The organism is Devosia naphthalenivorans (genome assembly GCF_003056355.1).
In the GTDB taxonomy this organism is placed as follows: Bacteria; Pseudomonadota; Alphaproteobacteria; order Rhizobiales; family Devosiaceae; genus Devosia; species Devosia naphthalenivorans.
Window position 1 is genome coordinate 30351 of the sequence record NZ_PYVW01000011.1, and the last position, 12822, is coordinate 43172.

The window sequence follows — 12822 nt, forward strand, 5'->3', positions numbered from 1 at the left end:
CGCTAGCGGCTAGCAAGGGCAGGTCGTCCGCCGATGGAGGAATGGTTTGGGATTTCAGTTCCGCTTCGAGCCTGTGCTCGCTGCCTGGCCTGAATTGCTGGAGGGAGCCTGGCTGACGATCCAGCTATCGCTCGCCGCCATGGCGATCGGCCTGGTTGTCGCCGTGCTCTGCGCGCTGGCCAAGACATCGGGCCCCAAGCCGGTGCGCGTCGTGGTCGATTTCTATATCGAGATCGTACGCAACACGCCGTTCCTGGTGCAGATCTTCTTCATCTACTTCGGCCTGCCGGCCCTGGGCCTACGGCTTTCTCCAGGCAATGCCGCGCTGCTGGCACTAGTCTTCAATGTGGGCGCCTATGCCGCCGAGATTATCCGCTCCGGCATTGAAGCGGTGCCGCGCGGCCAGATCGAAGCAGGTATCGCTCTGGGCCTCAAACCCTTGTCGATCTTCCGCCACATCGTGCTCAAGCCGGCGCTGCGGGCAACCTTTCCCGCCCTTACTAGCCAGTTCACGCTTCTGATGCTGTCCACCAGCGTACTGTCGGCGATCTCAGCGGATGAGTTGACCTCCATGGCCAACAACATCCAGTCCCGCACCTTTTCCAGCTTCGAGGTCTATCTCGTCGTGACCGTGATCTACTTCGCCATCTATATGCTGTTCTCAGCCATGTTCGCCCTGATCAATCGGCGGGCATTTTCCTATCCGAGCAAGTAGGGGCCGAGATGATCAGACCATTCGGCATCAACGAAGCGTTCTTCATCATTTCTGCCATCCAGTGGACTGTTCTGTTGTCGCTGACCGCCTTTGCTGGGGGAGCCTTGGGGGGCTTTGCCATCGCCCTGATGCGAACCTCCCCAATCCCCGCTTTGCGCCGCATCGCATCGGGCTTCATCCAAGTTTTCCAGGGCACGCCGCTCCTGATGCAGCTTTTCCTGGTTTTCTTCGGCGCCTCGGCGATGGGCTGGAAGCTCAACCCTTGGGTAGCAGCTGCCATCGGCTTGACCCTTCATGCGAGCGCCTTTTTGGGCGAAATCTGGCGCGGCAGCATCGAGACCGTGCCACGTGGGCAGTGGGAGGCCGCTCATGCCCTGGGCCTACGTTACCGCGAAAAGATCCGCGATGTGATCCTTCCCCAGGCCATCAAGCTTTCCCTCGCGCCGACCGTGGGTTTTTTGGTGCAGCTCATCAAGGGCACTTCGCTCGCTGCCATCATCGGGTTCACCGAACTGACGCGTGCCGGGCAGATCGTCAACAACGCCACGTTCCAGCCCTTCCTGGTCTTCGGACTGGTCGGCGCACTCTACTTCGCCCTGTGCTGGCCCCTCTCGATGCTGAGTGCGCATCTGGAACGCCGGCTCACCAGGGCAAGCCGCTGACAATCATAACAAGGAGGAGAAGAAATGACGAAACTGACACGCAGAACGTTTGGAGTAGCCACCGGCGCCCTGATGCTGGCCATGCTGGCCGGCTCGACGGTTCCCGCAAGCGCGCAGACACTCGACAGCGTCAAGCAGGCCGGAAAGATCCGCGTCGGCATGCTGGTGGACGTGCCGCCATTCGGCCTGATGAGCACCACCGGCCAGCCGGAAGGCTTCGACGCCGATATCGCTGCCATGCTGGCGGAATATCTGGGCGTGGAACTCGAACTGGTGCCTGTGACCGGCCCCAACCGCATTCCTTATCTGCTGACGGGCCAGGTCGATGTTCTGGCCGCGGCCCTCGGCATCACCGAGGAGCGTTCCAAGCAGATCCAGTTCTCCCAGCCCTATTCAGGGCTCGGCGCGATCATCCTTGCCCCGGTAGACATGGAAGTTTCGAGCTTCGACGATCTCGCCGATCGCAGTGTCGGTCTGCCCCGCGGCGGCAGCCAGGACCCGGTGGTGACCAGCAGCGCCCTGCCCTCCACCCAGATCCAGCGCTATGACGATGATGCCGGCGCAGTACAGGCTTTGCTCTCCAACCAGGTGGATTCGCTGGCGGTCGCAACCGTTCTCGTCCCCCAGATCGAGCAGATGGCTCCCGGCCGCTACGACACCAAGTTCCTGCTCTATAGCCAGGTCCAGGGCATCGGCATGCGCCCCGGCGAGGCTGACCTGCTCGAACAGGTCGATGCCTTCATTGCCCAGGCCAGGGCAGAGGGCAAACTCGAAGAGCTCTACGAAAAGTGGCCGGGTACCCGCCCGGCGGATCAGCAGGACTGAAGCCTATGACCATAGCGGCCGAAACGGTTGATCGAGCAGCGGACGCGATGGTGAGCATGGAGGGTGTCGAAAAATGGTTCGGCACCTTCCAGGCCCTGCACTCCATCGATCTCTCGGTCGCACAGGGCGAGCGCATAGTGATCTGCGGACCATCAGGGTCAGGCAAGTCCACCCTGATCCGCTGCATCAACCAGCTCGATGCGCACCAGAAGGGCCGCATTGTTGTCGACGGCGTCGAAATCCTGCCCGGCTCGCGCACCATCGAAGCGGTGCGCAGCGAAATCGGCATGGTGTTCCAGCAATTCAATCTGTTCCCGCACATGACGGTGCTGCAAAATTGCATGCTGGCGCCCATGCGGGTCAGGGGCGCCAGCCGGGAGCAGGCCGAAGCCGAAGCGCGCAAATATCTTGAGCGCGTGCGCATTCCCGAACAGGCAGGGAAATATCCGGCAGAGCTTTCGGGCGGCCAGCAGCAGCGTGTCGCCATTGCCCGTGCGCTGTGTATGCACCCCAAGATCATGCTGTTCGACGAACCAACTTCGGCGCTTGATCCAGAGATGGTCAAGGAAGTCCTCGACACCATGGTGAGCCTGGCCGACGACGGCATGACCATGTTGTGCGTCACCCACGAAATGGGCTTCGCCCGCCGCGTTGCCGATCGCGTCATCTTCATGGAGCGCGGCCGCATCGTTGAAGAGGCACCTCCCGAACAGTTCTTTTCCAATCCGCAGCATGAGCGAACCCGGGAGTTTCTCGGCCAGATACTCGCCCATTGAGCCAATATGCCGAGCGCCCCATGACCAAGCCGCTGATCTATCTTCCCAAGCCTTTGCCGCCCGCGGTGACCGATCCCCTTGAGCAAAAGTTCGAACTGTTTCGCGCTTGGCAGGCCGGCGCGTCCGAACAGCACTCGCCAGCGATCAAGGAGCGCGTCCAGGGCATCGTGACGCTGGGCGGGCGCGTGGACCAGGCACTCATGTCGCGCTTTCCCAGACTTGAAATCGTCGCCAATTACGGCGTCGGATACGATATCGTTGATGCCGCCGGGGCTGCCGAACGCAGCATCATGGTGACGAATACCCCTGACGTTCTCAATGATGAGGTTGCCGATACCGCCATTGGTCTCCTGTTAATGACCATTCGCAACCTGGGTGAGGCCGAGCGATACCTGCGCGCCGGCGGATGGGAAAGTGCGCCTTTCCGCCTGAGCCCGGTCTCAATGCGGGGCCGCAAGGTAGGACTTGTCGGTCTCGGTCGGATCGGCACAGGCATCGCGGAGCGGCTGGTGCCGTTCGGGGTGGAAATAGCCTACCACAGCCGCAGCCCCCGGCCCGAACACCCCTTCCAGCACTTTCCCGACCTCGTCGCCATGGCGCGCCATGTCAATATCCTCATCGTCATCGTCCCGGGCGGCGAACAAACTCGTCACCTCATCAACGCCGAAGTGCTCGACGCGCTCGGAACGACCGGCATTGTCATCAATGTCGCACGCGGTTCCGTCATTGATGAGCAGGCGCTGATCACCGCTCTCAAATCAGGCATCATTCTAGGCGCCGGCCTCGATGTTTTCGAGAACGAGCCCTATGTGCCTGCCGATCTGCTGGAAATGGATCATGTCGTGCTGCTGCCCCATGTTGGCTCTGCCAGCGTGCCGACGCGCAATGCCATGAGCCAACTCGTGGCTGACAACGTCATCACCTGGTTCGATACCGGCAAGGCACTGACCCCGGTCTCGGAAACCGCGCACATTGTTCGGCGCACCGGTCCGGTGCATAAGGACTGATTGTCGCCGCCACCGCGTCGATATGATCGCCCCATTTCCAGGTCGCACCATGCCGACAAGCAAAACCGAGAACGTGAAGGCAGCGTCGGAAGCGCGCTACAAGGCGCCCGCCCTCACAAAGGGTCTGCTGATTCTGGAAACCCTGGCCGAGTACCCGGCCGGGCTTAGCCTTACCGAAATCGCCAAGCGCCTCCAGATGACGGTGAACGAGATTTTCCGCATGGTCATCACCTTGCAGGAACAGAAATACATCTCCCTAGGAGAGGACGAAAAGTTCCGTCTGACGCTCAAGCTTTTCGAAATCGCCCACCGTCAGGAGCCTGTCCACTCCATCGTCACCGTGGCCCTGCCCCACATGCAGCAATTGGCCAACAAGACGCTCCAGTCCTGCCATCTCGCAGTTTATTACGACGGCAGATCGATGATTGTGGCTCAGGTCGACAGCCCCGAACGCTGGACTTTCAGCGTCAAGGTCGGCGCCATTGTCGATCTGCTTCAAACCTCCTCAGGCAATGTCATGCTGGCCTTCAGCAGCGATCTGCGCCGTACCCAGATGCTTGAGGAGCACCGTTCGCTGCCTACGTCCAGACCGATCGACGAGACAGAACTGAACTTGCGACTGGCAGAGGTACGTAGCCAGGGAGGCTGGTCCGCCAAGAGCCAGCAGACGGTCGGCGTCACCAACATCGCCCGTCCCATTTTCGCCCAGGACAATTCAGTCGCTGGCGTGCTCATCGTTCCTTTTCTGGACCGGGTGAGCCCTGAAGACCAACCCTCGCTTGACGAGGTGAAAACCCAACTCGCGCTAATCGCGAAAGACATCTCGCGGTTACTGGGTTTCTCTGGACCAAGAACTGGGGGGTGAATGAAAGCCCCCGATGTCTGTCCGTACGGACCTATGTGCTGCTTCTGCTCTTGATGAGACGTCTAGCAACCTCTGTCTCTTCCCTGCTGAACTGCAGCTAGTGCCGCTCGATCCTAAAACTCGCAGGTCCGCAACAGGCCCGCGAGGCGTCGGCACCCCGTACTTCAGATGTCCGCCTTCAAGCTTGCGTGAACTGTCTTTCGGCGCCACTAGTTGACCCCGCTGGTGATCGCAATTTCAATGGCTTACCTTGCCGATCGGCGCCGAAACCCCTCGCCGATTTACAAGCGTAGTCGTGCAGATGGTACACGGCCCGCGCCAAGGGGCCTGGAGCGTCGCAGAGGTGATTGCCAACAAAGGCAAGATGTTCTGATCAGAACCTCTTGCGGCCGGCACTTGGCTCCACTGGCTATAGCCAACCACTGAGCGCCGTGCTCCAGCAGGCCTGCGGTAGGAAAGGCCCACGAGTTCAGCAATAGGGCGCACGGGACGATTCGGTATCAGAGGCTCGACGTCGCAACGATCCTCTTGGGCTGCCATTTTGCGCCAGTATACAGCAGGTATGCGAAGAGGCTGAGCGACTAGCCAGCCTCTTCCATTACTCGATGTCGTCCTTGGGCGATCAGTTCGCCGCGGCGCGCGCCTCTTCAAGCCAGCTATCGACCACTGATCGGTTCTCAGCGATCCAGTCCGCAGCCTGCTGCCTGATATCGTCTGGGCTGCCAGCGCCTGCATTCATTTTGGCATTTTGGGCAAAGATATCGGCAAGTGGAATAGAGGCGAGTTCAAAAAGTCGCGCGGCAGCGGGGTTGTCGTCCAGAAACTGCGAGTTTGCCACTGGCACGATGTCGTTGACGGGAAACCCGAGCACGCAAGGCTCGGCAACGCAGCCTTCGATCCCGCTTACCACCGCGGCGTCGGCTAGTTCGGCCTGCGCTTCGGGCAGGTCCACCCGGGGCACTTGGATCCACATGACGTCCTCGCCGGGGACCAATTCATTCACTGTCCAATTCGGCGTCCATGTGTAAAAGAGGATCGGCTCGCCGGCCTCATAGGCTGCAACGGCATCAGCCATGGATGCCGGATAGCTCGCCTTGATCGGGTTCACATAATCGCGTAGCCCATAGGCATCGAGATGGTGTTCGATGGTAACTTCGCAGCCCCAGCCCGGCGGGCACGCCACGAGATCGGCCTTGCCGTCACCGTCGCGGTCAAAGGCTTTCTGCACCTCTGGACGCTTGAAGTCTTCGAGCGTCTTGATGCCGAACTCTTCCACAGAGGCCTTGTCTACGAGATATCCTTCAAGTGCGCCGCCTTTCGCCACCGCACCGACAATCTCAGCTTTGCCCTCGAAAGTTGGGCGGTAGTTATTGTGGAGTGGAAACGAACCATCGACCCAGAAGTCGACGTCACCCTGGGCAACGGCCAGGTAGAAGGGCGGATTGTCGAGCGTTGTCGGTCCATCAACGGTATAGCCGAGTTCCTCAAGCATTTGCTTGTAGATTTCCCCTTGGAACCACCCGGTATCCCATGTGGCCCGCGCCATGTTGATGGTCGTGCCGGCGTGCAGCTCATCCTGCGCCGCAGCCGGTGCGCATGCGATCAGTGCAGCAGTTGAGAAAACGGCGAAAGATTTCGTGAGACGGGACAAAGGTCTTTGTCTCCCCTTGTTTTTCGTTACTGAGTGTGCGGACTGGGGGGCCGCTCGAAATGACGCAGCGAGGCGTCTGAGAAAGGGCTGACGAGCCCTTCTGGCTTCCTCCATGACAACTCGTGCGCCACGGCGGGGAAGGTAAACCAGCGGCTGGCCCCGAATACATGTGAGTATTCGGGTTGCAGACCGGCCAAGGTTTTCAGAATTGAGCTAATCGGAAGAGTTCGACTCTACCGGGCAGGCAACAACGCTGATGTGTGATATGACAGACGATAGAGCGCTCACCGGCATTTTTCAACCTTTACCGAGCCGGAAAGTGCTTAGGGCCAGCTTTCGGAGTGTGAGAGGAGCGCCAACATCTGCGATACACATGGCGAATGACTGGCCGACGGTTTTGGTCAGACCGCGGATTTGATTGATCATGGTCGTGCACATGCGAACGGTCCGCTCACGGGCACTCAGAATGGCGCACATCCGGTCGCCGTGGATCGCATTGATCACATCATCGGTAGGCTGCTGGACGAAGTTCTGAAGGACTTCATATGGCGCTGCCGCATAGAGGTCTTAAAGCCACTTGATGCCATGACCTGGTTGTCATTCCCCGGCCGCCGGAGTTGATCACGCTTGCTGGCCCCGAGGGGCGGCGACTGCTGTTGATTGCGCGACTCCGTGCATCGAAGATTCAATGGGTTGCACCTGGTGCACCACATGACCGACATTAAGCAGGAGGCGGGATCAGTGATACATGAGCCCATCGTTCTGTGGTCGCCGGGGTTGGCCGCCTGATCACGACGGCAATGTCGGCACATCATCCGTCCACGTACCTTGCCCTTGCTGACGTAAGATTGCGTTGATACATTCTCGATAGTCTGAGGAACCGCACTGTGGCAATTTTGCGTCTGCTTGGACGCGATGGAACGGTTGCCTAAGTGCGCTGTTTATATCGTGGCTTAGTCCAGTACATTCGAGCGTCGTAGCGTGCTGTAGTGCACGTGCGTTTATGCGCATTCAACGGCGGATTTTCAAATGGCACGCAGTGATCTGCTTTTGTCGATAGTGAGGGCTGGCGCCGCGGGTGATCAGCCGACTCTCAGAGCCTCGGTCGAGGCTTTGGTAGCAGACGAGCGCGCCAAGAATCATAACGTGCTAGCAGATCGGCTCGCCCGCCTCTTGAGTTCGGTCACGGTGTCGAGCGAAATGGCGCAACGCCGGCAGCCTGCGCCAGGCCGTGACATCATTTTGGAGACGGAGCCGCAGACCAAGCTTAGCGACCTAATTTTGCCGTTGCCGGTAATACATCAAGTCGGTCATCTGATTGAGGAGCAGCATCGCGCGGACCTTTTGCGCGCTCATGGTCTGCAGCCTCGTCATAGGATTTTGCTTTCGGGCCCCCCCGGCAACGGCAAGACATCGGTCGCAGAGGCCGTTGCTGAGGCCTTAGCGCTCCCGCTCTTCACGGTGCGATACGATGCACTCGTTGGGTCTTATCTTGGTGAGACCAACACGAGACTTCGTAAGCTTTTCGACTATGTGCGCACAACCGCTTGCGTGCTCTTCTTTGATGAATTTGACGCCATCGGAAAGGAGCGCGGCGACACGCATGAGACAGGTGAGATCAAACGCGCCGTCTCGTTTCTGTTGATGCAAATAGATCAGTTACCCAGCTATGTCATTACCGTGGCAGCTACCAACCACCATGAACTTCTCGATCGAGCTGTGTGGCGCCGCTTCCAGCTAAGACTAGGACTCCCCTCGCCAGACTGGCGTCAATTAGCCCTCCTAATTGATCGTCAATTCGCATTGTGGGACCAGTCTCCTGGAATATCCTCGGAGAAGTTGGCCAAAGCACTTGCGCCTAGCAGTTTTGCGGAAGTAATTGATTTCTGTCAGACGGTTCGCCGTCGTCATATCCTTGGATTGGGGCAGAGATCCCTGCAGGATATTTTGGCGGAGGAAGTTGAATTATGGTCCAGCCGAGTGGAGCAGCCGTCAGGTGAAAGCGGATCCGACAAAACCGCTGTTGAAGCTCGATCAAGCGGAGGCAAGCGTCCGACAGCCGGGACACGGCGGAGCAACGCCATCAAGGACAATCGCGCGTAACGAGCAGGGCGCGCGTCTGGGGCCCGCCTTCAATCGCCTTCAAACGGTCCTTGCTCAAAATAATCCCGAATTGGCAATGCGGCAGGACCCCTCTGGCCTCGCGCCAGAGCGGCTACTTGTTTTCGAGGTAACCGGTTCAGTCACCGACTTCGCAAAGGCCGTAGCGAATGTCCCGGGCCTCGCATTTTCGGGCGAGGACATGCTTGAGGAGGACGGAGAAGACCCGGAACCGGTGGTCTATCTGCTCCTTCCTGATCTTCTCGCTCTTCGGCAAATCCTTTCTCTTTGGCAACGCTGGCAACGCGGCGAGAAGGCCCAAAGAGGCTTTGCACCTTGGGGCCACTTATTTTCGAAACTTCGCGATATTCGACCTTGGGGGCCGAGTGACCGCGTGCAACCGTCCGACCGCTCGCTCTTGGCGCTGGCGTCCGATGGCATGGCGGATGGTGAGTTAATTAGGCTTGAGTGCGAGCTCGTATTCAGGGCGAATCCTGACAGTGCAGCAATTGCCGAGAATGCGGTGCGCACAGCGATCGCAACCGCGGGCGGGAGCGTCGTGCATGCCGCGAGGCACCCTGAATTTTCCTATCATGCGTTGCTTCTCGACCTCCCGGCGAATGGGGTCAGACGAATCGTGGATTTGGAATCCGCCAGCTTGGCAGGACTGGAGCCGATCCTCTCGATCTACCCGCAAAGCCTGGGGTCCGGCCTCGAACTCGGTGAAACGAGTGAGGCTCCACCACCTGAACCAGTACAAGTCAACGATGAGCCCGTCGTTGCAATTTTTGATGCTGTCCCGCTTCAGGCTCACCCATGGCTAGGCCCATGGTTAAACGTTGTTGATCCACACGGTCTGGAGGGATTGGCCGTTGGTCGGCGCGTCCACGGCACGGCGATGGCTTCGATCGTCATTCACGGCGACAAGAGCGTCCAGCGGCCGGCCATTGGTCGTCGGGTATATTTTCGAAGCGTCATGTATGCGCCGGCCGATGGCCCGTTTGGGCCTCCTGCGGAGCGATTTGTCGATGACCGACTTATCGTCGACGTTATGGTCGAAGCTGTCCGCACCATGCGCGCCGACGGCGGCAACCGGGTCGTCGTCGTTAACCTATCCCTTGGGGATGCCAATAAGAGGTTTGCAGACCGGCTGTCTCCCTGGGCTCGGGCATTAGACTACCTCTCTGTGGAGTATGGCCTGCTTTTCGTCGTGTCTTCAGGCAATATTGGTGCTGATGTCCCCGTACCCGATTTCCCTGGAACTATTGATTTTGAAGACGCCCAAACAGAAAATCGCATCACGAGCCTGTTTAAAGCCATCGATGCCGTGAAGGCCGACCGCCGCATCTTGTCTCCATCCGAGAGCATTAATTCATTGACGGTTGGCGCATGGCACAACGATCCGATGGATCCGGTCGCGCTGCCAAGCATGAAGTTCTTCCCATATCCCGATATGCACATGCCAAACCTGTCGTCCGCATTGGGCCTTGGACATCGGCGATCAATCAAGCCCGATGCACTGTTTCCAGGTGGCCGGGAACATCTCAACTTACGACCAGGTTTCGCCCCCGCAACTTTACGACCGCACGCTCACGGCAATGTTATGGGCGGGATCAAGGTAGCGGCGCCTCCCGGTGTCAGCCAAGGGCTTGGAGCGAGTGCGTGGACAATCGGCTCTAGCGGGGCAGCAGCTTACGCAACTCACGCGGCTCACAAGCTGCACGACAGCCTCGAGTTGGAGTATGGTGACGCTTTCGCTGCACTACCGAATATCGAGCGTGCCGCTTTGCTAAAGGCCCTCCTTGTTCATCCAGCTTCATGGAGAGACAGCCACGAGTTCATAATCAGCACGAAGTTCCCAGTGAAGCAAAACTGGGAAACAATGCGACGCGAGGTCAGCCGGCACCTTGGCTACGGTTTCGTCGAGCCGGAAGACTGCCAAAGTTGTGCAGATGATCGCGCGACTATGTGGGCCACGTCGCACCTGGTATCCGAACAAGCCATCGAATACACGATCCACCTGCCCAACGCATTCAGCACGACAAACGCTATCAGGGCCGTCCATGCAACATTGGCTTGGTTTTCACCTGTTCGGCCGGGCCACCAGCTCTATCGTGCTGCGAAGCTCAGAGTTCTCCCCTTGGGCGACGACACCAAGGCCGTTGCCGGAGTTGATACGACCGTCGAGCCACCTTACCACCAGACGGAAGCGGGCACCATAATCCACCGTCGTTGGGCCGGGGCCAGCTTCGGCCATGCCGGCCAGGACGGAAGCATCAGGCTGCAGGTGCAGAGAGAAAAGGACCAGGGTGTGCCATTGGACGATGCGATTTCGTTTGGCTTGGCTGTGACCGTGAGAATGGATGACATGCCTGGAATCTACGAGGAGATCCTAACTCGTGTCGCCATAAAACCACGTAGCAAAATCCTGCCGCAAATCTAAGGGCACGAAACTCGAACAACGCGAGGCGGTCAGGGATCCGCGCCCCTCAATCTAGCCCGACTGAAAATAAGGTGGCGCCTAGGGTCCCTCAAAATCCGAATCTGCGTACCCGATATCGCGAGAATGTCCGTCATCACTTCGATGCAGCAAGCCAGCATCTTCAAGCCCCTCGATCTCCGGCAGATCCTGCAATGTGTCGAGCCCGAAATGCTCCAAAAACCCCTTGGTCGTCACATAGGTGAACGGCGCCCCCGCAGTCGGACTCCGTGGTCCCGCGGTAATCATATTTTTGTCGCGCAGGGCCCCGATCACGTCGCGCGACACCTCCCGACCCAGAATTTCCGACACCCCTGCCCGCGTCACCGGCTGGTGATAGGCAATCGACACCAGCACCATGGCCTCGTTCTGGGTCAGATCAACCGCACGGTCCGGCACGGCAGCGGAGGTGGCAATCGCATTGGCATAGGCCGTTCGGGTACGGAACGCCCAGCCCCCGGCGACATTGACCACGTCATAGGGTTTGCCGCGCAGCGCTTCGCGGATGTCATCGATCAGCAGGTCGATGCTGGCGTCGCGACCGATCACCCGCGCCAAAACCGCACGGTCGACTGGCTTTGGCGCTGCGAACAGGACAGCCTCGATGCGGTTCATCCACTCGCGCCACCGAAGATCGGCCGGCATGTCAGCCAACTCGGCATCAAAAATCGGCGGTTCGGCATCTGTCCTCTTTTTCCTAGCCATGCTCGCCCTCACAACCCGTAGAGCCGGAACGTCGGCCGGCCGCTGAGTTCCCGCACCGCGCCCAGCTCGCCCAAGCGATCGAACAACCGTCGGGCGCCGCGTGCCGACAGCTTTGAACTCGACCAGGAGCCCGGCACCACGTCATCGGACAGCAGCAGTTTGATGACGTCGCCAGACCCCTTGGCGCGCAACTTCGGCGCCACCATCATCAGTTTGACCGCGCGCGGCGCTAAAACATCGGCGCCGAGATCGCAGGCTTCTGCCGCCGCCGTGGCGTAGGCCAAGAACACCGCCCGGCCCCACCCCTCCGCCCCCGGCCGGATGCGCTTGCGATTTTCGCCGGACTTGAAGACCGGCGAAAAAACCTGCCCCATCAGCAGCGGCACCGGAATGGGCCATCTGAATTTTTCGGCGAGCAGCATGTCGGCGAGCCAGAACCCCAACAATTCAGCATCGGGCCGGGCCCGATAGACGGCGGCGGCAATCTCGGCCGCCAGCACTGGCGCCGGCCGCGACGAGACCATCATGTCCGTGGCATTGGCCACCACCTCGGCGAGACCGTCATCCCAGTGCAGCCCAAACTGCTGTTCGGCGACCGGCCGCACGATTTCCGCATCGCAGTTGGTGGTCCGGCCGGCCAATCGGCGCCAGGCCATTAGCAGGTGACCGGAGGGGCCAGGATCGTCACCGGCCCCGCGCAGGAAATGGGTATCGCGCAGCGCAGATTCGTCCTCGCGCCGACCCGTTAAACTCACCGCCGCCGCCGCGCACTGCAAAGCCAGCCGCTGGCGCCAGACGCCGGCCCAGGAAAAGTCTTGGCGCACCAGATTATTTAATGAACTCAATGCCGCACCAGCCAAATAGGCCGCATCGGCATCGTACAACACCAGACCGCGCGGTCGCGCCCAAACCGGTACTTTCGGCACCAGGGGGGCATCGGCAGGGAGCAAATCAGCGCGTGATTTCATGCCGGCAGGCTACCATCTGACGGCGCTTAACGCCACCAAAATCGGATATAAGCGCCCGACCTGTCGGTG

Annotated in this window: 11 protein-coding genes; 8 read left to right on the forward strand and 3 right to left on the reverse strand. The window is 59.7% G+C overall.

Translation table 11 applies throughout. From position 1 onward, the window contains the following. Positions 1 to 46: 46 nt before the first annotated feature. The 6 genes from C8264_RS13900 to C8264_RS13925 are packed head-to-tail and all read left to right on the forward strand — an operon-like array spanning position 47 to position 4850. Positions 47 to 715: an amino acid ABC transporter permease gene (locus tag C8264_RS13900; RefSeq protein ID WP_108461583.1), complete on the forward strand. Its 669-nt coding sequence runs from the start codon at positions 47 to 49 to the stop codon at positions 713 to 715. An 8-nt stretch (positions 716 to 723) separates the two neighbouring features. After that, entirely contained in the window at positions 724 to 1377 is a 654-nt protein-coding gene (locus C8264_RS13905) for an amino acid ABC transporter permease (RefSeq protein WP_108461584.1), read from the forward strand. A 24-nt stretch (positions 1378 to 1401) separates the two neighbouring features. Further along, a complete protein-coding gene (locus tag C8264_RS13910) occupies positions 1402 to 2202 on the forward strand; it encodes a transporter substrate-binding domain-containing protein (protein ID WP_108461585.1) in 801 nt (266 codons plus the stop codon). A gap of 47 nt (positions 2203 to 2249) precedes the next feature. Next, positions 2250 to 2978, forward strand: coding sequence for an amino acid ABC transporter ATP-binding protein (locus tag C8264_RS13915; RefSeq protein ID WP_108461681.1), 729 nt, complete (start codon positions 2250 to 2252; stop codon positions 2976 to 2978). Between the two features lie 20 nt (positions 2979 to 2998). Then, complete coding sequence (locus C8264_RS13920) at positions 2999 to 3985, forward strand: 2-hydroxyacid dehydrogenase (RefSeq protein ID WP_108461682.1); 987 nt, start codon at positions 2999 to 3001, stop codon at positions 3983 to 3985. Positions 3986 to 4034: 49 nt separating this feature from the next. Beyond that, complete coding sequence (locus C8264_RS13925; protein ID WP_162783651.1) at positions 4035 to 4850, forward strand: IclR family transcriptional regulator; 816 nt, start codon at positions 4035 to 4037, stop codon at positions 4848 to 4850. Positions 4851 to 5472: 622 nt separating this feature from the next. Here the strand turns inward: C8264_RS13925 and proX are convergent. Then, positions 5473 to 6615, reverse strand: a complete 1143-nt coding sequence (proX, locus tag C8264_RS13930; protein WP_108461587.1) for a glycine betaine/L-proline ABC transporter substrate-binding protein ProX — start codon at positions 6613 to 6615, stop codon at positions 5473 to 5475. A 915-nt stretch (positions 6616 to 7530) separates the two neighbouring features. On the opposite strand from proX, the gene C8264_RS13935 reads away from it, so the two are divergent. Further along, complete coding sequence (locus tag C8264_RS13935) at positions 7531 to 8604, forward strand: AAA family ATPase (protein ID WP_108461588.1); 1074 nt, start codon at positions 7531 to 7533, stop codon at positions 8602 to 8604. Then, a complete protein-coding gene (locus C8264_RS13940; RefSeq protein WP_162783652.1) occupies positions 8498 to 11044 on the forward strand; it encodes a S8 family serine peptidase in 2547 nt (848 codons plus the stop codon). Before C8264_RS13935 ends, C8264_RS13940 begins: the two co-directional genes overlap by 107 nt. Positions 11045 to 11122: 78 nt before the next feature. On the opposite strand, the gene scpB is transcribed toward C8264_RS13940, so the two are convergent. Together scpB and C8264_RS13950 are read right to left on the reverse strand one after the other, a co-directional pair. Continuing rightward, on the reverse strand, positions 11123 to 11785 hold the full coding sequence (gene scpB, locus C8264_RS13945) for an SMC-Scp complex subunit ScpB (protein ID WP_108461590.1): 663 nt from the start codon (positions 11783 to 11785) through the stop codon (positions 11123 to 11125). An 8-nt stretch (positions 11786 to 11793) separates the two neighbouring features. Further along, positions 11794 to 12753: a DUF1403 family protein gene (locus tag C8264_RS13950; RefSeq protein ID WP_108461591.1), complete on the reverse strand. Its 960-nt coding sequence runs from the start codon at positions 12751 to 12753 to the stop codon at positions 11794 to 11796. Positions 12754 to 12822: the final 69 nt, after the last annotated feature.